A 19,853-nucleotide genomic window follows, 5' to 3' on the forward strand; every position below is an offset into this window, starting at 1 on the left:
CTCAGGATTCCTTCGGGGCCAGGGCCAACAGGGCCTGGCGGGCCCGGTCGAGAAACGCGTGCTTGCTTTCGTCCGCTTGCAGGTGCAGCGGCTCGCCAAAGCTCAGGGTGCACAGCAAGGGCAGCGGCAGGGCACGACCCTTGGGCATGACCCGGTTGAGGTTGGCGATCCATACCGGGATCACCTCGACCTGCGGGTGGGCGCTGGCCAGGTGGAACAGTCCGCTCTTGAACGCCAGCAACGGTTCGTCGCTGAGGTTGCGCGTGCCTTCGGGAAAGAAGATCAGCGAATCACCCTGGGCCAGCGCATCCTGGATCGGTTGCAAAGGGTTGCTTGTGGCGTCGCTGTGCTGGCGGTCGATCAGCACGCCATTGAACACCCGCTTGATCAGGAACTGGCGGATGCCGGGTTTTTGCCAGTAATCGGCACCGGCCACCGGTCGCGTGTGCTGGCGCAGGGGCTGGGGCAGCGAGGCCCAGATCAGCACGAAGTCGCCGTGGCTGCTGTGGTTGGCGTAGTACAGCCGTTGCACCGGTTGCGGCGTGCAGCCCAGCCACAGGGCGCGGGCGCCGGTGATCAGGCGGGCGACCGAGGTGATGGCAAAGGCGGTGAGGGCAGCAAGCATGGGCAAGGTCCTTATCCGGCGGAGTGAAACAAGGGCAAAAGCAGGATGCCGGCCAGCGCCAGCAGGGCCTGTACCGCAAAGCACAGGAGTTGTTTGCGCAGCAGGCCCATGGCTGCCAGGCCGCGTGACTGCCAGTCGCGGTTGTCGACCGGGTTGGCCTTCAGGCCCAGGGCGCACAACGACTGGTCCAGCGCCTGGGTGTGCTGCGCGAGCTGATCGCTGCGGGTGGCCAGGTGCGCAAACAGTTCGGCATCCAGTGCTACGCGTATGGCGAAAAACTTTTGCAGCAAGCCGGCCAACAGCAACACGCTGCACAGCACGCTGCTCAACCACGGGGCGGGCGTGCCGATCAGCAGCACCGCGAGGCCAAAAAACACCGCCAGCAAGCTGATGCCGTCGGCCAGGCGCTCGACCTGCCGCCCGCGCTTGAGCAGGCTGGCGACCAGGGCCAGGTGGATTTCGCCGCTCACAGGCAAGGCTCCGTTTGCAGGCGTTCAATCACCTGCAGGTGCTGCGGATGCAGGACCACCCCGGGGCGTGCCTGGCTGATGCGTTGCTGCGCTTGCCGGGCATCGCTGCAGCGCCCGCTGAGCACCAGCCAGGCGGCCACGGCGCTGGCGCTGCGGGAGTAACCGAGGGCGCAGCAGACCAGCACCGGGCCCTGCTGGCGCAGTTGCTCGATGGCCGCTGCCGCGTCCCGGCAGCGCTCGGCCGTGGGCACGACCAGATCGAGGCTGGGCAGGGCGCAGTAGGCCTGGCCCGGGGCAAGCGACGCTGGCAGTTCGGCGCACAGATCGACAATGGCGGCGAAGTGCGCGGCTTGACCCTTGCCCGGAATTCGCCCGAGGTACACGCCATCGCACACTTCATCCGCTTGAGGATGACGCCGCGTCCACCAGCGTGAGTTGAGCCAGGCACCAATCAGGTAGGGCGCCAGCAACCAGCGCGCGGCATACGAGAGCCGGCCATCGGACCCTTTCTGAAAGCCTTCGGCGCCCAGTTGCGCATAGTTGAGCGCCACCACCAGCAGCGCGACCGCCGGCCACATCAACCACAGGGCGACGCCGCCCAGGTACAGCGCCAGTCCCACCAGCACTGCCGCCCCGGCCCCATAGCGCAGCGCCAGGCGCCAGCGCTGCGGATCGCGGGCAAGTTGCAGATGGCGCAGCACCGGCCGGCCGTCAACCGGCCACAGCCAAACGCACAGCACCCCCACCAGCGCGCCGCTGGGCAGGTCGATAAAGTGGTGTTGCCAGGTGGTCAGCACCGACAGGCCGATCAGCGCCATCCAGCCATGTACCAGCAAGCGTGGCAGCCTGGCGTGGATATGCCGGGCAAACATCGCCCAGATGATCACCAGCAAGGCGATGTGCAGCGACGGCGCCTGGTTGAACGGTTTGTCGAAGCCCATCAGCACATCGAACAACCAGCCGAACAGGCCATCCAGCGCTGGCCGTTCGACGGTGAAACGCAGCGGCCAGAGCAGAAAACCGAGGATGCAGATGACCTGCGCGCTAAGCAGGCGCAGGGCATGGCGGTCCATCTCCCGACGGCTCAGCGGCAGCAGGAACGACAGGCCGTAGAGCAGGTCGATCGACCAGTACGGGATGATGGTCCAGGGCCACAGCGGGATGCTGCCTTCCCAGGCAAACACCAGGCTGCCGACGTCGCTGCGCCCGGCGGTGTAGGTGTTGGTCAGGCCGTAGCTGAGAAAGAACAGCGGGCCGAGCAACAGCAGCCAGAGCACCCCGCGCTTGATCAAGCCTGGCTCGCGCGCAGTGCTCATCAAGCGACCCGCTGGGCCAGGCTGACGCTGAAGATGCCCCACTCATCGATACGCTGGCAGACCTTGCGAAAGCCGGCCGCCTCGACCAGTTGATCCATCTCCACCTGGCTGCGCCGGCGCATCACCCAGGCCTGGCCGGCGCGGTGGCTGGTCAGGGCGCGGGCGATCATCTCCAGCTGCGGGTGCCAGGGTTGGCCGGTGTACACCAGGTAACCGCCGGGCTCCACAGCCTGGGCCAGGCCGCCCAGGGAGTCGCCAACCATCTGGTTGCTGGCGAACAGTTCATACAGGCCCGAGACCACTGCCAGGGTCGGGCGTGGGTCGAGGCTGGCCAGGCTTTGGGCATCGAAGGCATCGCCCTGGACGAAGCGGGCAATGTCGGCCAGGCCTTTTTCGGCGATCAGCGCGCTGCCCTGCTGGACGTTGAGCTCGCTGTAGTCGCGCAGCAGGATCGACTCCGGCTTGCGCTCCAGGCCCTGCAGCGCTTCGAGGATGTAGCGGCCATGGCCGGCGGCGATATCGACGATATCCACCGGCTTGCCCTGTTCGCGCAGGCGTTCGATGGCCAGGCGCAGCAGTTCCTCGACATGCAGCTTGCGCTGGCGGATGCCGCGCCAGCCGATGGCGTTGAGGTAGTTCTGGTCGATCATCCGCCCGATCGCGCCCTTGCCGGTGGGCTGGTTGCGGTAGACGTAGTCCAGGGTGCTGCCGGAGTCGAAGCCGGTGTCGAAGCCCAGCTTGACCCCGTCCGACAAGCCCTTGCCCAGCCGTAGGCTGGCGCGGGTGGCGCGCCAGTAGAGGTCGGCCGGCGAGTTGCGTGGCAGCGGCGCGGCCAGGCTTTCGGCCTCGGCGCAGCTGGCACCCAGCTGGTCGGCAGCGAGCAGGGAAGGGCGCTGCGGCGCCTGGCTGAAACAGTGCCCGATAAACCGGCGGATCCGCGCCAGGGCATGGCTGCGGTCACGTTCGCCAAGGGTGTCGTGGAAGAACCCGGGGAGGATGTGTTTTTCTTTGTGCACGCTGCCCAGGCGCTCGAAGAACTGCTCCTGGGGTTTGCGCTTGACCACGAAATCGGCGCCGGAAATCAACAGCTGGGTCGGCACCTGGATCGCCTGGGCATCGGCCACCACGCGGTCGGCGGCTTCATACAGGCCAAGCAGCATGGTCACCGAAATCGGCCGGCTGATCAGCGGGTCGCTTTCATACGAGGCGATGCGTTCGGGGTCGTGGCTGAGCAGGCGCGGCTTGACGTAGCTGTTGACGAAGAAGTTGCCGCGCCAGGCGCGCATCAGCTTCAGCCCCGGGCGGGCGAACGGCACGTACAGCTTGACCTTGAAGGCCGGCGAGGCCAGCACCAGGCAGCGCACCTTGGGCGCGTAGTCGTGGGCCCAGGTGGCGATCAGCACGGCACCGACGCTTTGCGCCAGTACCGCCATGTCCTCTTCGGCGATGCCGTGCTCGCGGGCGATATGTTCGATGAAGGTCTGCACGTCGCGCACACTGCAGGCGAAGCTCGGGCTGTCGCCACGGGCCCCGGGCGACTGGCCGTGGCCACGGGCGTCCCAGGCGAAAAAGTCGTGGTCGGGCAGCTGCAGCTCGTCGGCCAGATGGGCCATGCGCCCACCGTGTTCGTGGCCGCGGTGGAACAGCACCACGGCGCGGCGTGGCTGGCCGTCAGCGACGTTGGCGGGCCAGTGGCGGTAATGCAGTTCGACGCCGTCGTGGGTGGTGAAGTGCAGCGATTGCGCGTTGCGCATGGCAAATATCCTTATCTGGCACAAAGAGCTTCAGCGGGTTTGCGCCAGACCGCGGCTGACCCGGTTGTAGAGGGTATAGAGCGAGAGCAGCAAGATCACCAGCAGCACGCCGTTGATCCAGCTGGCAGGCAGCAGGCCTGCGGCGACGCCGGCACCGAGCACGCCGAAGACAAAAGCGCGATCGCTCTTGCCCATGGGACCGTCGTAGCGGCGCTCGGCGCCGACCAGCGGGCCCATGACCCCGGCGTATTCGCTGATCAGCGCCGCCAGCACGACGATCACCACCAGCGCCGATGAGACGCCCGGCAGCAAGGCAAGAGGCAGGTACAGGGCGCTGTCGGCGACCAGGTCGCAGAGTTCGTTGTAGTAGGCACCGAGCTTCGATTGCTGGCCGAATTCGCGGGCGAGCATGCCGTCGATGGCATTGAGGGCCATGCGCAGCAGCATCCACACCGGCACCAGGGCGAACAGCCAGGTGAGGTGTGGCAGCCAGGCCAGCAACAGGCCGAGCAACACGGAAACCACGGCGGCGCTCAGGGTCACCTGGTTGGCGGTGACGCCGCGTTGGTACAGGCGCTCGACCGTCGGGCGCAACAGCGCCTGAAAGCGGGGTTTGAGCTGGTAGATCGACGGCACGGTGAAACTCCCTTTACGACTCGGTTGGCGATCAGTGCAGCAACAACTAGGTCCGCGGGGGCGATTGTCGGTGGATTGCCCCTGCCGGAGCAATAGCGCCGGCACTCAGGCAGTCGAGCAAGGCCTGCGCATGCCCGGGCAGGCCGGCAAAATCCCGGCTGCACAGGCGCAACTGACGGTTGGCCCACGGCTCGTTTAGCGCCAGGCTGTGCAACGGCAACACGCCCTGCCAGCGCTGTACCGCTGCCAGTGGCACGATTCCCAAACCGGCGCCATGGGCGACCATGCGGATCACCCCGTCGAAGCCTTCGGCGCGCACCCGGACTTGCAGGCGCCGGCCCAGGTGCAGGGCCTGCTCTTCAAGGTGCAGGGCGAGGGCGCTGTCGGCCTGCAGGCCGACGTAGCCGTGGCCGAGGGTGTCGGCAAAGCGCAGGCTGGCGTCGACGGCCAGTGGGTGAGCGGGCGGCATGATCAGTACCAGCGGGTCGTCGCGAAACGCCAGGGTCTGCAGGTGTTCGCTGGCCACCGCGCTGGAAATGATGCCGATATCCGCCACGCCCTGGGTGATCGCCTGAACGATGCGCAGGCTCGGCAGTTCATGGATATCGAGGTCGATGGCCGGGTACTGCTGAAGAAACCCGGCAAGCAGCTCCGGCAGGTATTCGGTCAACGCTGCGGTGTTGCACAGCAGTCGCACCTGGCCCTGCAGGCCCTGGGCGTACTGCCCGAGGTCGAACTGCAGGCGTTCGACCTGCTGGGCGATCAGCCGGGCATGCTGCAGCAGCGCCTGTCCCGCAGGCGTGGCCTGCACGCCACGGCGGTTGCGTTCGAGCAGCGGTGTGCCCAACGAACTTTCCATGGCGCGGATGCGCGCGCTGGCGGCCGGCAGCGACAGGTGGCTGCGCTGGGCGCCAGCGGTGATGTTGCCGCACTCCAGGGTGTGCTGGAACAGTCGCAGGTCAATCAGATCGAAATGCATCAGCCTCTTCCTGGGCAATAGTCTGGCTGAGTATATGGCAGATTTTCAGTCTCAGTGGCGAGGTGCAGGATAGCGCCATGACTACCTTGTTCGGCTTCTATCAGGATATCGGTCCAGCGCTGACGCTGCTGGTTCTGGCGACCTTCGTGCTGGCCGGCGCGGTGAAGGGCGTGATTGGCCTGGGCCTGCCGACCATAGCCATGGGCCTGCTCGGTATGGCTATGTCCCCGGCGCAGGCAGCGGCCTTGCTGATCGTGCCCTCGACCCTGACCAACCTCTGGCAACTGGCCTTTGGTGGACACTTGCGGGCCCTGCTGAAAAGGCTGTGGCCGATGCTGGCGATGATTTTTGTCGGCACCTTGCTGGGCAGCGCCTGGCTGGGCATCAACAGTGGCGAGTGGGCGGCGCGTGCCTTGGGTGGGGCGTTACTGGCGTATGCGTTGTACGGCCTGTTCGGCCGAGCAGTGCGCCTGGCGGCTGCACATGAACCCTGGCTTGGGCCGCTCTGCGGGCTGAGCACCGGGGTGATCACCGCTGCCACCGGGGTGTTTGTGATTCCTGCGGTGCCTTACCTGCAGAGCCTGGGCCTGAGCCGCGACGAAATGGTCCAGGCCCTGGGCCTGTCGTTCAGCGTCTCGACCCTGGCCCTGGCGATCGGCCTGGCGGGCCAGGATGCGCTGGGTGCGCAGGCCCTGGGCGCGTCATTGCTGGTGCTGGCGCCGGCGCTGCTGGGCATGCTCGGCGGCCAGTGGCTGCGTCAGCGCATCAGCGCCGTGCTGTTCAAGCGCTGCTTCTTTACCGGCCTGGCCCTGCTCGGCGCGCACCTGTTGCTCAACGGCTAGCCGAAGAGGGGCTGAGCATGTCGATCAACTGGATATCGAAGTCACGCTCCAGGTAGTCCATGCGCTTCTCGAAAAACGCCGCCATGTGCGGCAGGGCCGAGTGCACATCCAGCGCCGCCTTGCTGGCCCAGATCTCGTAGAAGACGAACAGGCTTGGGTCTTGCTGGTCGCGCAGCATGTGGTATTCGACGCAGCCCGGTTCCTCTCGGCTTGGCTCGACGTAGGCGCGAAACAGCGCTTCGAAGGCTTCGGACATTTCCGGACGGGTCTTGGCTTTGAGGATGAAACCGTATTGCTCGCTCATGAAGAGGCCTCTGAAAGGAAGGGGTGAAACGATTCTAAGGCAACAATAAGCGTGCTATTCGTGCTTTTTGGTCAAATGTATTTTGCCCCGGCGCGGCTGTTTCCCCGCGAGGCCGACCCCTATTCTGCCGCCATCAAATTCACTCGGTCACAGGCTCCGTTGCCCCTGATCGAACACAGATGAGGCACCCCATGAAAAAAGTCCTGTTGCTCAACGGTGGTAAAAAATTCGCCCACTCCGATGGCCGCCTGAACGAAACCCTGCATGAAACCGCACTGGCATTCCTTGACCGCGCCGGTTTCGACGTCAAGACCACCTACATCGACGGCGGCTACGACAACGCCGAAGAGGTGCAGAAGTTCCTCTGGGCCGACGTCATCATCTATCAGATGCCTGGCTGGTGGATGGGCGCGCCGTGGACCGTCAAGCAGTACCTGGACGAAGTCTTCACCGCCGGCCACGGTAGCCTCTACGCCAGCGACGGCCGCACCCGATCCGATGCTTCGCAAAAGTACGGCAGCGGCGGCTTGATCCAGGGCAAGCAGTACATGCTGTCGCTGACCTGGAATGCACCGCAGCAAGCCTTCGACGACCCCAGCGACTTCTTCGAAGGCAAGGGCGTGGACGCGGTGTACTTCCCGTTCCACAAGGCCAACCAGTTCCTCGGCATGAGCGGCCTGCCGACCTACCTTGCCGAGGATGTGATGAAGCGCCCCAACGTCGAAGCCGCCGTGGCCGCCTACGAGCAGCACCTGGCCGAGGTTTTCCAGGCTCAAGCCTGATGAAGCCTTGCGCTGGCCGCGCCAAGCGGCTATCTATCACGGCTGTTGCCAACCCCGGGGTACAGCTGTGAAAGCCAGGTCCGATGAATTGCAGGTGTTCGTCTCGGTGATCGAGTGCGGCTCGATTTCCGCGGCTGCCGAGCAGGGTGGGCAGACGCCGTCGGCGATCAGCCGGACCCTGTCGCGCCTGGAAACCAAGCTCGGCACCACCCTGATCAACCGCACCACCCGGCGCATGGACCTGACCGAAGAAGGGCGGTTTTTCTTCGAGCGGGCCAAGTCGATCCTGCAGCAGATGGACGAGCTCGAAGAGCATCTGTCGGTGCACCACCAGACGCCGTCCGGGCGCTTGCGCATCAACGCCGCGCTGCCGTTCATGCTGCACGCCATCGTGCCCTGGGTCGGTGAGTTCCGCGCGCTGTACCCGCAGATCCAGCTGGAGCTCAACACCAGCGATTTGATCATCGACCTGATCGAACAGAGCACCGACGTTGCCATTCGCATCGGCGAGCTGGCCGACTCCAGCCTGCATGCCCGCGCGCTCGGTTGCAGCCCGTTGAACCTGCTGGCCAGCCCCGAGTACCTGGCCCGGCATGGCACGCCCGAGCAGGTTGAAGACCTGCAAGGCCATGCGCTGCTTGGCTTCACCCAGACCGAGACCCTCAACCACTGGCCACTGCGCCATGCCGAAGGCGATCGCCTGCTGATCCGCCCGGCGCTGTCGGCCTCCAGCGGTGAAACCCTGCGCGAACTGGCCCTGGCCGGTGAAGGCATCGTCTGCCTGTCGCACTTCATGACCCATGAAGACATCCGCAGCGGGCGCCTGCAGGTGCTCCTGCCCGAGCACAACAGTGGCTATCGCCAGCCGATCAATGCGGTGTACTACCGCAACACCCAGCTGGCGCTGCGCATCCAGTGCTTTCTCGATTTCATCCAGAACAAGCTGGCGATCTACGCCTGCTGAAGCATCCATCCGCGACAGCTTCTGCCTGTGAGCGGCGAAATTTCCTGCCGTGTTTGATAACTCGTCTGACATCAGCCTTAATGGCTGTTCAACGAAAACAACACTAAGGAAGCTCTCATGCGCGTTGTGATGTTCCGATCCCTGGCCCTCGGCGCCGCGATCCTCGCCAGTAACGCGGCTTACGCGGTTAGCCTGGAGGGCGGTGCGGTCGCTGCACCCGATCAATATGGTGCACAGGTCGCCGCCGATATCCTGAAAAAAGGCGGCAACGCGGTGGACGCGGCAGTGGCCACCGCCTTCACCCTGGCGGTCACCTACCCCGAGGCGGGCAACATCGGTGGCGGTGGTTTCATGACCCTCTATGTCGACGGCAAGGCCTACTTCCTCGACTACCGCGAAACCGCGCCGAAGGCCGCCAGTCGCAACATGTACCTGGACGACAAGGGCGAGATCATCGAGAACCTCAGCCTGGTCGGCTCCCGTGCCGCTGGCGTGCCTGGCACGGTGATGGGGCTGTGGGAGGCGCATCAGAAATTCGGCAAGCTGCCCTGGGCCGAGCTGCTGACCCCGGCGGTTGGCTATGCCAAGAATGGCTTCAAGGTCGCGTCCAAGCAGTACCAGTACCGCGAAGATGCCCTGGGCCTGTTCAAGGACAGCACCAACTTCAACGACTATTTCGGCAGCATGAAAGTCGGCGAGACCTTCAAGCAGCCGGAGCTGGCACAAACCCTGGAGCGCATTGCCGACAAGGGCGTCAGCGAGTTCTACCAGGGCAAGACCGCCGACCTGCTGGTGGCGCAGATGCAGGCCGACAAGGGCCTGATCAGCAAGGACGACCTCAAGGATTACAAAGCGGTGTGGCGTGAGCCGATGAAGATCGACTGGCGTGGCAACACCGTCTACACCGCGCCGCTGCCAAGCTCGGGCGGTATCGCCCTGGCCCAGCTGCTGGGCATCAAGGAAGCGCGCGCCGCTGACTTCAAGGGTGTCGAGCTGAACTCGGCGCGCTACATCCACCTGTTGGCCGAAATCGAAAAACGCGTGTTTGCCGACCGCGCCGACTACCTCGGCGACCCGGCGTTCTCCAAGGTGCCGGTCGAGCAACTGATCGCCAAGGACTACATTGCCAAGCGCGCCCAGGAGGTAAACCCGACGGCCATCTCGGAAACCGCGAAAGTCCGCCCGGGCCTCGAACCGCACCAGACCACGCACTTCTCCATCGTCGACAAGGACGGTAACGCGGTCAGCAACACCTACACCCTGAACTGGGACTACGGCAGCGGCGTGGTGGTCAAGGGCGCGGGCTTTTTGCTCAACGACGAAATGGACGACTTCAGTTCCAAGCCGGGTGTGGCCAACGCCTTTGGTGTGGTCGGTGGCGATGCCAACGCGATCGAGCCGGGCAAACGCATGCTCTCGTCGATGAGCCCGAGCCTGGTGACTCGCGATGGCAATGTCACCCTGGTGCTGGGTACCCCGGGTGGTTCGCGGATCTTCACCTCGATCTTCCAGGTGCTGAACAACCTCTATGACTACAACCTGCCGCTGGAAAAAGCCGTGGCTGCGCAGCGCGTGCATCACCAGTTGCTGCCCAAGGACACCATTTATTTCGATGCCTTTGCACCGCTTAACGGCAAGGTCGCTGAAGAGCTGAAGAAGATGGGCTACACCCTGGAAGATCAGGGTTGGGAGATGGGCGACATCCAGGCCATCCGGGTTAATGGCACGGCGCTGGAAACCGCTTCCGATCCGCGTGGGCGGGGAGTGGGGCAGATTGTTAAATAAGTGGTGAAGCTATCGCTGGCAAGCCAGCTCCCACAGGGTTCGGTGTAAACAGATCCATTGTGGGAGCCGGACTTGCCGGCGATGGGCTGCAAAGCAGCCCCGGCTTCAGCGGGTCAGACGCGGAAGTGGCTGACCATGGTTTGCAACTGGTTACCCAGGCGCGCCAGTTCAACACTCGACGCTGCGGTCTCATCGCTGGCCGCCGCCGTCTGTTCGGACACATCGCGCACATTGAGAATGCTGCGGCTGATCTGCTCGGCCACCGCGCTCTGCTGCTCCGCCGCTGCAGCAATCTGCTGGTTCATCGACTGAATGTTCGACACGGTGCGGGTGATGCTTTCCAGCGAGGCACCGGCCTTGCGGGTGAGCTCGACGCTGCTGTCGGTCAGGTTGCGGCTGCCGAGCATCACGTTGGCCACCTGCTGGGTACCGCTCTGCAGGCCAGCGACCAGCTCTTCGATCTCTTCGGTGGATTTCTGCGTGCGCTGGGCCAGGCCGCGAACCTCGTCGGCCACCACGGCAAAACCACGACCGGCTTCACCGGCGCGGGCCGCTTCGATGGCAGCGTTGAGCGCCAGCAGGTTGGTTTGCTCGGCCACCGACTTGATCACGTCCATGACGCTGCCGATCTTCTGGCTTTCCTGCTGCAGTTGGCCCATGGCCTCGGTGGAGCGGTGCACTTCTTCGGCCAGGCGTTCAATCTGCCTGATCGCTTCGGCGACTACCTGGTCACCGGCGCGAGCCTGGCCATCAGCTTCGGTGGCAGCCTCGGAAGCATGCTCGGCATTGCGCGCGACTTCCTGAACAGTGGCAGCCATTTCGTGCATGGCGGTGGCGACCTGGTCGGTTTCAACCTTCTGGCTGTTGACCCCGGCGCTGGTTTCTTCGGTGACGGCCGACAGCTCTTCGGCGGCGCTGGCGATCTGGGTGACGCCGTCGCGGATACCGGTGATCAGGTCGCGCAGGGTCGAGCCCATGCGCTGGATGCCTTGCTGCAGCACACCCAGTTCGTCGCGGCGGGTGACGCGCAGGTTGTGGGTCAGGTCGCCGGCGGCGATCTTCTCGACCACGGCCAGGGTCTCGCGCAGCGGACGGGTGATCTGCCGGGTGATGATCACGGCGGCCAGTACACCGACCAGCAGCGCCAGCAAGGTGGCGGTCAGCTGCAGGGTGCGGGCCTGAGCGCTTTCAATGTCGCGACGGTCGAGCTGGATCTGGTACAGGGCGTCGCTGGTCTTGACGATGTCGGCACCTTGAACGGTCATCTCCTGACGTGACACGGCGATATCAGCGGTGGCGTCGCGGAACTGGCGCACGGCGTCGCGGTAAGCCATGACGGCAGTCTCGAACTGCTTGATGCGCGCGGCTTCGCCAGGCAGCTGACGGTTCAGGCTGGCGATTTCGGCCAGGGCGGTGTCGAGCTGACGCAAGGCCAGTTGCTCGGTCTCGCTGCTGATGTCAGCGATGTAGCTGCGCACGGCCAGGCGTACCAGCAGCAGTTGTTCCTTGGCCTGGGTGGTGGTGCGGAACTGCTCCAGGCGGCTGGCGTCACCCTCGGGCAGGGCCAGCACGTCGCGGTTGATCGCTTCGATCAGCTCGATGGCGCGGGCCGCGGCCTGGTTCATCGAATCGCGAGCGGCCAGGCTGGTCTTGTAGCCGGCGCGCATCTTGTTGATCGACACCTGGTATTCGCTGATGGTCTGGCCCAGGTCCTGGAGCAGCTTGATGTTCTCGGGGCTCTTGAAGCTCTTCAGCAGTTTTTGCTGCTGTTCGCTGAAGGCATTGAGCTTGACCTGAACGTTACCGGCCGCCGCATCGTCGCCGTTGGTCAGCATGTACTGCAGGCGGGTGATGCGCAGGTTGGTCAAGTCGCTGTTGAGCTGGGTGATGTCACTCATCCAGTTACTGCGATTGATCAGACTGCCCAGGCTGTTCCAGCCGGTCAGGGCCAGCAGGCCGGTAAGCAACAGCACCAGGCCAAAGCCCAGGCCGAGTTTCAGGTTGACGCTGATGTTGGCAAACCAGCTATTCATGCAATCCCTCCAGGAACGTTGTGCTTCTTGATCCGAATCGGTGGAAGGTTGTTGTTATTGATGGCCAGCCGATGTTCTGAGCAGGGTTTATCGGCGGCTTGCGCCGGAGCTGAAACGCTTTTTCAGCAAAAATGATCAGCGGTAGGTAACAGGGCATTTCTGCGGCCAGCCTGAGACTTCAGGTGGCCGCGAAACGGTGGGGCAGGCGGGTCAGAGCGAGCGTGCGCTAAAGGTGTCGCACTGGTTGATATCGCCCTTGGCGAAGCCGGTCTTGAACCAGCGCTGGCGCTGTTGCGAGGTGCCGTGGGTGAACGAATCCGGGACCACCCGGCCTTGGCCCTGCTGCTGCAGACGGTCGTCGCCGATGGCGTTGGCGGCGTTCAGGGCCTCTTCGATATCGCCGGGCTCCAGCCAGTTCAAGCGTTTTTGCGCCTGGAAAGCCCAGACGCCGGCCAGGCAGTCGGCCTGCAGTTCCTGGCGCACCAGCAAGCCGTTGTCGCCTTCCATGCGCTCGCCACGCTGGCGCGCGGCCTGGACCTTGGCCGAGACGCCGAGCAGGGTTTGCACATGGTGGCCGACTTCGTGGGCGATCACGTAGGCCTGGGCGAAGTCGCCGGCGGCCGAGAAACGCTGCTCCATTTCGCGGAAGAAGCTCATGTCCAGGTAGACCTTCTGGTCGGCCGGGCAATAGAACGGGCCGACCGCCGAAGAGGCGAAGCCGCAGGCCGAGTTGATCTGGCCGCTGAACAGGATCAGGTTGGGGTCTTTGTACTGGCGGCCGGCCTGGGCGAAGATGGCCTTCCAGGTGTCTTCGGTGTCGCCCAGCACGGACCGTACGAATTCCGCCTGCTCGTCGTTGGCCGGCGGCGCCTTGCCGGTGCCAGGGCTGACCGGTGCGGTCTGTTCCTGGCCCATCTGCCCGGCCAGCTGGCCGAGGATCTGCAGCGGGTCCTGGCCGGTTATCCAGCCAATCCCGACAATCAACAGGATCGCGCCGATGCTCAGGCCTTTGCCACCGCCGAAGCGCATGCCGCCACCGCCCTCGCCACGGGCATCGACCACATTGTCGCTACGCCTGCCTTTTCGCCATTGCATGAGTGCTCTCCGGAGCTTGGAAACATGAGGACAAAGATTAGTTCACCGCGTGGGGCTCTGTCAGATTCCTGATCTATTCATAACCATTTGGTTATGTATGGTGTGGTTCTTTTCAGTATTCGCCGGGCCCCGCATACCGGAAACTGCATGCTCGCCTGCCACGCCCAGGCCCTCCAATAATTCCAAGACAGGAGAACGGCATGTCTGCGCAAGACAACAGTCGCTTCGCTATCCGTGATCGCAACTGGCACCCGAAAGCCTTCACCCCGGACTACAAGACTTCCGTCGCCCGTTCGCCGCGCCAGGCCCTGGTGAGCATCCCGCAGTCGGTCAGCGAAAGCACCGGCCCGGATTTCTCGCACCTCAAGTTCGGCCCGCACGACCACGACCTGCTGCTCAACTTCAACAACGGCGGCCTGCCGATCGGTGAGCGCATCGTCCTGGCCGGCCGCGTCTGCGACCAGCACGGCAAACCGATCCCGCACACCCTGGTCGAGATCTGGCAAGCCAACGCCGGTGGCCGCTACCGGCACAAGAACGACCGCTACCTGGCGCCGCTGGACCCCAACTTTGGTGGCGTCGGCCGGGCCCTGACCGACAGCCAAGGCTACTACAGCTTCCGCACCATCAAGCCGGGTCCGTACCCCTGGCGCAACGGCCCCAACGACTGGCGTCCGGCGCATATCCATGTGTCGATCAGCGGCCCGTCGATTGCCACGCGCTTGATCACCCAGCTGTATTTCGAAGGCGATCCGTTGATCCCGATGTGCCCGATCGTCAAGTCGATTGCCAACCCTGACGCGGTGCAGAGCCTGATCGCACGGCTGGACATGAGCAATGCCAACCCCATGGATTGCCTGGCCTACCGCTTTGACATCGTGTTGCGCGGGCAGCGCAAGACCCACTTCGAAAACTGCTGAGGAGGCGCCCCATGCCTATCGAACTGCTGCCGGAAACCCCTTCGCAGACCGCCGGCCCCTACGTGCACATCGGCCTGGCCCTGGAGGCCGCCGGCAACCCGACCCGCGACCAGGAGATCTGGAACCGCATGGCGCGGACTGACGCCCCGGGCGAGCACATCCTGGTGTTCGGCAATGTCTATGACGGCAACGGCCATCTGGTGCGCGACTCGTTCCTGGAGTTCTGGCAGGCCGACCACAATGGCGACTACCAGGGCGACTTCGATCCGGAAAAACCGTTCAACAGCTTCGGCCGCACGGCCACGACGTTCGATGCCGGTGAGTGGGCCTTGCACACCATCAAGCCGGGTGTGGCGAACAACGCCGCGGGCGTGCCGATGGCGCCGCACATCAACATCAGCCTGTTTGCCCGTGGCATCAACATCCACCTGCAGACCCGCCTGTACTTCGATGACGAAGCCGAGGCCAATGCCAAGTGCCCGGTGCTCAACCTGATCGAGCAGCCGCAGCGGCGCGAGACACTGGTGGCGACTCGTTGCGAAGTGGACGGCAAGCTGGCGTATCGGTTTGATATCCGCATTCAGGGTGAAGGCGAGACGGTATTCTTCGATTTTTGAATGTTGAAGCGAGTGACATGAGCAAAGCCCGCCATTGGCGGGCTTTTTGTTCTGATCAGCGTGGTGTCGTAACGCCGATGGATTCGGACTTCAACAGTTTCAAGCCTTCATCGGCGTTGTAGCCATGAATCTCTTTCACATCGAGCTTGCGCATGAACGAGAGCGTTTCAGCAGTGATCACCTGCCCCGGTACCAGGATTGGAAACCCCGGCGGATAGGGGATCACGAAGTTTGCCGAGATCAGCGGCGGGCCGTTTTCCAGGCGTTCGTCGATGGTTTTGTCGAACAGACGAATATGCTCGCACGCTGCGCTGTCGTAGGCTTTGTAGTAAGCACTGCGAATGTCTCCTTCTGCCGTACTGCTGTTCGCCGACTCACGAAAAGCGGGGTAGAAACAGCTGAAGTCGGGCAGGTCCGGCACATCTTCCATGAGTGACTGGACTCGGGCATTGAAGGTGTCCCGCAGTTTGCCATCACTGGTGCGCAGGCGATCCTCCAGTTCGCGGCTGATTCGTACCAGCACCCGGATCAGGTGTGCTACGTCACTGCGAGTGTTGTTGATGTTGGTTTGCAGCAGCACGCTGTTGCGAGAGGTCTTGTTCAACTGAACATCGTAGCGGTTGGTCAGCAAGTTCTTGAACGTGGTGCCGTCAAAGCCTGCATGGCCACAGACCAGCGTCAGGCGGGTAGGGTCCAGGGCGACTTCATCGGTGTTCAGGGCATCGACGACGGTGGACCACGCAGTACCCTTGGCCAGGTAATCCTGCAGCCCTGAAGCCCGATAGACCGTTGGCACCAGGTCCTCAATCGTGAGTATCTTGAAATACTTTGATATTAGCGGGTGGCGGCTGACCTCTCGACGGATGTCGAAGGCCAACTGGGTTGCCGACATCACCAGTTCATAGCCTTCCAGCTCCATTTGCCGACGGGCAACATCAAGGGAAGCAATGATTTGCTGATTGGGGGAGGTGGACGTGTGGGTAAATACCGCCTCGCGGAACGATGCTTCGACGTGATGGAAGTCCTGATCGTCGACCAGGATCATCGAGCCCTGGCGCAGCGCCGACATAGACTTATGGGTGGAGTTGGTCTGGTAGACGCGCACGCGGGTGGTGTCCGGGTCCATCAGCAGGTGCTCCTGCAGCAGCGCAGGGTCATCGGCAGCAAGCGCTTGCAGTCGTTCGCGCTGGCATTCGAAGGCGTGCCGGTACTGCGGGCAACTGAGCGCCTGCTTGAGTTGTGCGGCGGCGCCCATGCCGGTTCGACGACGCAGCAGGGGTGAAAAGCGTGCAAAGCCAAACCAGGCTTCATCCCAGAGAAAGGCCAGGTCCGGTTTGATCGCCAGACATTCTTCCATGACCCGGAAGGTGTTGTAGACATGACCATCGAAGGTGCAGTTGGTCAACACCAGCAGTTTGACCCGATGCAGCTTTCCTTCCTTTTTCAGGTCGAGTAGCGCTTGCTTGATAGCGCTCAGTGGCACTGCGCCGTACATCGAGTATCGGGGCAGCGGGTAGGCTTCGACATACAGCGGGTAGGCGCCGGTCAGAACCATGGCGTAGTGGTGTGACTTGTGGCAGTTGCGATCGACAATCACAATGTCACTGGGCGCAAGCAGGGCTTGTTCAACGATCTTGTTCGAGGTCGAGGTGCCATTGGTGACGAAAAACGCCTGCTGTGCGCCGAACGCATGGGCTGCCCGGTCCTGGGCCTTTTTGATGTTGCCGGTGGGCTCTAGCAGGCTGTCGAGCCCGCCCGTGGTGGCGGAGCTTTCGGCCAGAAACAGGTTGATGCCGTAGAACTCGCCCATGTCGCGGATCCAGTTCGACTTGAATATCGATTTTCCGCGGGCAATGGGCAGCGAATGGAAGGTGCCGATAGGACGTTGAGCATAGTGTTTCAGGTTGTTGAAAAACGGCGTTTCATAGCGTTTTGCAACGCCTTGCAGCAGGCTCAGGTGGATCTCCAGCGGCTCCTCGACTTCGTAGAACACCCGGCTGATGAACGCGTAGTCTTCATCACCGGCAATTCGCTCAACCTGACGATCGCTGAGCAGCAGGATATCGAGCTCCGGCCTGATGGACTTGATCGCTCGGGCCAGTGGCAAGGCCAGGTTCGTGGAGTCTTCGTCGTCCGGGCTGTTGCCCAGGTGTGGGGCCAGCAGCTCACGCACCCAGGCGGCGCGACAGCTCGATGTAAAAGCGAAACCTTCGTAGATCACGACCGCTTGCAGGTTGACGTTGAGTATCACCGCGAGCAACGCATCCTCAAAGGAGCCGGTCATGACGGGCTCGTAGATGAAGGGGTCCTGGTGGCGGCGCAACTGGCGAATGGCCTGAAGGTGCTGCGGCCATGTCGAGATTGGCGCGGGGCTGACAATCAGTGTTTCGAAATACGGACGATGTGCGGACGCAGCGGCGAAACTACGGGGCGCGGGTGCGTCGGGCAGGTCTTCGCTGGCCTCCCAGTCGTTTGCGTCTTGCTTGTAACTGCGGTCGAGCAGCGAACTGCTGATGCGCTGAGCCAGATGCAGGGCTCCGATGCCATTGCCCGCTGCTACGCGTTCGACCAGCAGGGCCAGCAGGCGAGGGCCCGGGTAGGCCTGGTAAGCCTCCAATTGCGCAAGCTGCTCGAGTTGGGCAAGGCATTGCTGCTGGACCTTCGCGCTAGCGGGCTGATCTTTGCAGTTGCGCCAGCGGCGACACAGGGCGTTGAGCTCACGCCACAAGTCAACGCGGGCAGTGGTACAGGAAAACAGTTGATCGATTGGCTTAGCGTCGCCATCGGGTAGGGTCAGGTTGTTCACGATTCAATTCCTTTTGAACGGTCGCCGGGGCCGTGAAGTATTGGCGTGGCGGATAATCGTGAGCAGCCTGTCTGCTTTCCCTGGGATGCCATGCTGCAAGGTACGCCTTACTCGTAATCTGTCACCCCGGCAATATGCCGCCCGGCGATATAGCCGAACGTCGCCGCCGGCCCCAGATTGATCCCGCCCGCCGGATAGTGCCCGGCCATGATGCTGGCCATGTCGGTGCCCACCGCATACAACCCGGCAATCACCTCTCGCTTTTCATCCAGCACCTGCGCATGGGCGTTGGTCCTGAGCCCGGCGAAGGTGCCGAAACAGCCCGGTTCGACCTTTACCGCATAGAACGGCCCGTTCTCGATCGGCGCCACGCACGGATTTGGCCCGTGCAAGGCATCGCCCTGCTTGCGGTTGTAGGGGGTGCAGCCGCGGCCGAAGTGCGGGTCTTCGCCGTTGCGGGCATGCCGGTTGTACTCGGCGACCGTTGCCACTAGGCCTTGAGGGTCAATGCCGCAGGCCCGCGCCAGGGCTTCGATACTGTCGCCGGTCTTCAGGTAGCCGGATTTGATCAACGGCTGCAGCGGCAACGGAAACGGCCGTGAAATGCCCAGGCCATAACGGCGCTGGAAGGCATGGCTGCAGATCAGCCACGATTCGACCTTGTCCCCCGGCGCCTTGGCGACCATGGCGCTGACATAGTCGTAGTAGCCGTCGGCCTCGTTGACGAAGCGTTTGCCGTCGGCGAGCACGCCGATGATGCCGGGCTTGGCCCGTTCGATGATGTGCGGGAAATGCCCGCTGCTGCCGTCCTTGTAAGGCACCCGCGATACCGGCGCCCAGGCCACCGGGCTGTGCAGGTCGTCAGCCACCTGGCCGCCAACGCTTTCGCCCAGGCGCAGGCCGTCACCATTGGCGCCCAGCGGCGGCAGAGCCAGGTGTTCGTGGCCGGTGGGGGTGCGCGGGAACAGCGCCTTGCGCCGCTCGATGTCGTTGGCAAAGCCGCCAGCGGCCAGCACCACGGCCTTGCGCGCATTTATTCGGATCGGCCCGCGCGCGCTTTCAATCAGCGCACCGCTGACCCGGCCATGTTCGCGGATCAACTGGCGAGCCGCTGCCGATTCCCAGAGCAACACGCCGAGGTCTTCAGCCGACTTGGCCAGCCGCGCGACCAGGGCTACGCCATTGACCAGTTGCAGGGCCCGGCCGTGGGTTGCCATATCGAGCAGGTGGCGACTGAAGCGCTTGCTCACATGCAGCAACGAGCGCCAGGAACGGGTGAGGCTGAGGAAGGCGCCGAGGTCTTTGCCGGCCATGATCGGCATGCCCATGAACGAGGTTTCGCGCATGGTTTTGCGCAGGCGCTTGAGCAGCTTTTTACCCAGTTGGCGACCATCGTAGGGAGCGGCAATTACCGAGCGCCCGCCGGTGCCGGCGCCAGGGGTATTGCCGTGAATGTCGGCGATGCCATTGCCGTCGGCAAATTGCAGGGCGGTATGGCGCTCGAAGAACGACACCATGTTGGGCGCCGCTTCGAGAAACGCATCGATCATCGGCCCATCGAAACGTTCGCCCAGTTCATGCTCCAGGTAAGTGCGCGGCTGCGAGCGCTGCTCGATGATCCCGGCGCGCTGCGCCAGCGGGTTGCACGGTACCCACATCCAGCCACCGGACCAGGCCGTGGCGCCGCCGAACACCGGGTCCTTTTCGACCACGATGACTTTTTCACCGTGCCAGGCGGCAGTCACCGCAGCGGCCAGTCCGGCGGCGCCGGAACCGATGACCAGTACATCGCATTCGACCAGCGGGGTGTCGACGGGCATGAGCAGTATCCTCCAACAAGTTTTGTTATATTTTGGAACTTGATTCCATATTTTATGGTTCGAGAGATCGCTCAGCCAAGGCGTGCCACGACAAAGTGGGCGAAG

At 63.5% G+C, this 19,853-nt stretch carries 17 protein-coding genes and 1 pseudogene; 6 read left to right on the forward strand and 12 right to left on the reverse strand.

What is annotated here, in order from left to right; translation table 11 throughout:
* Nucleotide 1: 1 nt before the first annotated feature.
* The 6 genes from ABM562_RS15280 to ABM562_RS15305 are packed head-to-tail and all read right to left on the reverse strand — an operon-like array spanning nucleotide 2 to nucleotide 5,780.
* Nucleotides 2-625 (reverse strand): lysophospholipid acyltransferase family protein, encoded by a 624-nt coding sequence (locus tag ABM562_RS15280; protein WP_115088855.1) that lies wholly within the window; start codon nucleotides 623-625, stop codon nucleotides 2-4.
* An 11-nt stretch (nucleotides 626-636) separates the two neighbouring features.
* Nucleotides 637-1,095, reverse strand: coding sequence for a hypothetical protein (locus tag ABM562_RS15285; RefSeq protein ID WP_460422515.1), 459 nt, complete (start codon nucleotides 1,093-1,095; stop codon nucleotides 637-639).
* Nucleotides 1,092-2,411, reverse strand: a complete 1,320-nt coding sequence (locus tag ABM562_RS15290; RefSeq protein ID WP_115088850.1) for a phosphatase PAP2/dual specificity phosphatase family protein — start codon at nucleotides 2,409-2,411, stop codon at nucleotides 1,092-1,094. Before ABM562_RS15290 ends, ABM562_RS15285 begins: the two co-directional genes overlap by 4 nt.
* The gene (locus ABM562_RS15295; RefSeq protein WP_115088848.1) at nucleotides 2,411-4,165 is read right to left on the reverse strand and encodes a bifunctional alpha/beta hydrolase/class I SAM-dependent methyltransferase; all 1,755 of its coding nucleotides are present in this window, start codon (nucleotides 4,163-4,165) and stop codon (nucleotides 2,411-2,413) included. Before ABM562_RS15295 ends, ABM562_RS15290 begins: the two co-directional genes overlap by 1 nt.
* A 30-nt stretch (nucleotides 4,166-4,195) precedes the next feature.
* Entirely contained in the window at nucleotides 4,196-4,801 is a 606-nt protein-coding gene (locus ABM562_RS15300) for a CDP-alcohol phosphatidyltransferase family protein (protein ID WP_115088847.1), read from the reverse strand.
* A 46-nt stretch (nucleotides 4,802-4,847) separates the two neighbouring features.
* Nucleotides 4,848-5,780 (reverse strand): LysR substrate-binding domain-containing protein, encoded by a 933-nt coding sequence (locus ABM562_RS15305; protein ID WP_115088845.1) that lies wholly within the window; start codon nucleotides 5,778-5,780, stop codon nucleotides 4,848-4,850.
* Nucleotides 5,781-5,857: 77 nt separating this feature from the next.
* Here ABM562_RS15305 and ABM562_RS15310 point away from each other — a divergent pair, with 77 nt between their 5' ends.
* On the forward strand, nucleotides 5,858-6,622 hold the full coding sequence (locus ABM562_RS15310) for a sulfite exporter TauE/SafE family protein (protein ID WP_115088843.1): 765 nt from the start codon (nucleotides 5,858-5,860) through the stop codon (nucleotides 6,620-6,622).
* Here ABM562_RS15310 and ABM562_RS15315 read toward each other — a convergent pair.
* A complete protein-coding gene (locus ABM562_RS15315) occupies nucleotides 6,612-6,926 on the reverse strand; it encodes a putative quinol monooxygenase (protein WP_115088840.1) in 315 nt (104 codons plus the stop codon). The two genes, ABM562_RS15310 and ABM562_RS15315, sit on opposite strands and share 11 nt — an antisense overlap.
* Before the next feature lie 191 nt (nucleotides 6,927-7,117).
* On the opposite strand from ABM562_RS15315, the gene ABM562_RS15320 reads away from it, so the two are divergent.
* From ABM562_RS15320 to ggt, 3 genes are all read left to right on the forward strand, one after another.
* Nucleotides 7,118-7,708, forward strand: coding sequence for an NADPH:quinone oxidoreductase MdaB (locus ABM562_RS15320; RefSeq protein WP_115088839.1), 591 nt, complete (start codon nucleotides 7,118-7,120; stop codon nucleotides 7,706-7,708).
* Between the two features lie 67 nt (nucleotides 7,709-7,775).
* A complete protein-coding gene (locus ABM562_RS15325; protein WP_115088837.1) occupies nucleotides 7,776-8,672 on the forward strand; it encodes a LysR family transcriptional regulator in 897 nt (298 codons plus the stop codon).
* 117 nt (nucleotides 8,673-8,789) lie between these two features.
* Nucleotides 8,790-10,457, forward strand: coding sequence for a gamma-glutamyltransferase (gene ggt / locus ABM562_RS15330; protein WP_115088835.1), 1,668 nt, complete (start codon nucleotides 8,790-8,792; stop codon nucleotides 10,455-10,457).
* A gap of 113 nt (nucleotides 10,458-10,570) precedes the next feature.
* Here the strand turns inward: ggt and ABM562_RS15335 are convergent, their stop codons facing one another.
* The 3 genes and pseudogenes from ABM562_RS15335 to ypfJ form a co-directional block, all read right to left on the reverse strand.
* Complete coding sequence (locus ABM562_RS15335; RefSeq protein ID WP_415842470.1) at nucleotides 10,571-11,434, reverse strand: methyl-accepting chemotaxis protein; 864 nt, start codon at nucleotides 11,432-11,434, stop codon at nucleotides 10,571-10,573.
* Nucleotides 11,426-12,490: pseudogene (locus ABM562_RS15340) on the reverse strand (methyl-accepting chemotaxis protein); the annotation flags it as partial. The gene ABM562_RS15335 and the pseudogene ABM562_RS15340, both read right to left, overlap by 9 nt.
* Nucleotides 12,491-12,700: 210 nt before the next feature.
* Nucleotides 12,701-13,585, reverse strand: a complete 885-nt coding sequence (gene ypfJ / locus ABM562_RS15345; protein ID WP_115088832.1) for a KPN_02809 family neutral zinc metallopeptidase — start codon at nucleotides 13,583-13,585, stop codon at nucleotides 12,701-12,703.
* Between the two features lie 200 nt (nucleotides 13,586-13,785).
* Between ypfJ and pcaH the strand changes: the two genes are divergently transcribed.
* Both pcaH and pcaG read left to right on the forward strand, forming a co-directional pair.
* Nucleotides 13,786-14,505: a protocatechuate 3,4-dioxygenase subunit beta gene (pcaH, locus tag ABM562_RS15350; protein WP_115088830.1), complete on the forward strand. Its 720-nt coding sequence runs from the start codon at nucleotides 13,786-13,788 to the stop codon at nucleotides 14,503-14,505.
* 11 nt (nucleotides 14,506-14,516) lie between these two features.
* Nucleotides 14,517-15,122, forward strand: coding sequence for a protocatechuate 3,4-dioxygenase subunit alpha (gene pcaG / locus ABM562_RS15355; RefSeq protein WP_115088828.1), 606 nt, complete (start codon nucleotides 14,517-14,519; stop codon nucleotides 15,120-15,122).
* Between the two features lie 55 nt (nucleotides 15,123-15,177).
* Here pcaG and ABM562_RS15360 read toward each other — a convergent pair whose 3' ends face one another.
* Together ABM562_RS15360 and ABM562_RS15365 are read right to left on the reverse strand one after the other, a co-directional pair.
* Nucleotides 15,178-17,928: a hypothetical protein gene (locus tag ABM562_RS15360; RefSeq protein WP_460422519.1), complete on the reverse strand. Its 2,751-nt coding sequence runs from the start codon at nucleotides 17,926-17,928 to the stop codon at nucleotides 15,178-15,180.
* A gap of 107 nt (nucleotides 17,929-18,035) precedes the next feature.
* Entirely contained in the window at nucleotides 18,036-19,748 is a 1,713-nt protein-coding gene (locus ABM562_RS15365) for an FAD-dependent oxidoreductase (RefSeq protein WP_346617720.1), read from the reverse strand.
* Nucleotides 19,749-19,853: the final 105 nt, after the last annotated feature.

The organism is Pseudomonas sp. ZL2 (assembly GCF_054788455.1).

Coding starts and splice junctions, on each gene's coding strand:
- ABM562_RS15310 (WP_115088843.1), top strand. CDS start 5,858: ATGACTACCTTGTTCGGCTTCTATCAGGATATCGGTCCAGCGCTGACG.
- ggt (WP_115088835.1), top strand. CDS start 8,790: ATGCGCGTTGTGATGTTCCGATCCCTGGCCCTCGGCGCCGCGATCCTC.
- ypfJ (WP_115088832.1), bottom strand. CDS start 13,585: ATGCAATGGCGAAAAGGCAGGCGTAGCGACAATGTGGTCGATGCCCGT.
- ABM562_RS15290 (WP_115088850.1), bottom strand. CDS start 2,411: ATGAGCACTGCGCGCGAGCCAGGCTTGATCAAGCGCGGGGTGCTCTGG.
- ABM562_RS15280 (WP_115088855.1), bottom strand. CDS start 625: ATGCTTGCTGCCCTCACCGCCTTTGCCATCACCTCGGTCGCCCGCCTG.
- ABM562_RS15335 (WP_415842470.1), bottom strand. CDS start 11,434: ATGGGCTCGACCCTGCGCGACCTGATCACCGGTATCCGCGACGGCGTC.
- ABM562_RS15320 (WP_115088839.1), top strand. CDS start 7,118: ATGAAAAAAGTCCTGTTGCTCAACGGTGGTAAAAAATTCGCCCACTCC.
- pcaH (WP_115088830.1), top strand. CDS start 13,786: ATGTCTGCGCAAGACAACAGTCGCTTCGCTATCCGTGATCGCAACTGG.
- ABM562_RS15305 (WP_115088845.1), bottom strand. CDS start 5,780: ATGCATTTCGATCTGATTGACCTGCGACTGTTCCAGCACACCCTGGAG.
- ABM562_RS15365 (WP_346617720.1), bottom strand. CDS start 19,748: ATGCCCGTCGACACCCCGCTGGTCGAATGCGATGTACTGGTCATCGGT.
- ABM562_RS15295 (WP_115088848.1), bottom strand. CDS start 4,165: ATGCGCAACGCGCAATCGCTGCACTTCACCACCCACGACGGCGTCGAA.
- ABM562_RS15315 (WP_115088840.1), bottom strand. CDS start 6,926: ATGAGCGAGCAATACGGTTTCATCCTCAAAGCCAAGACCCGTCCGGAA.
- pcaG (WP_115088828.1), top strand. CDS start 14,517: ATGCCTATCGAACTGCTGCCGGAAACCCCTTCGCAGACCGCCGGCCCC.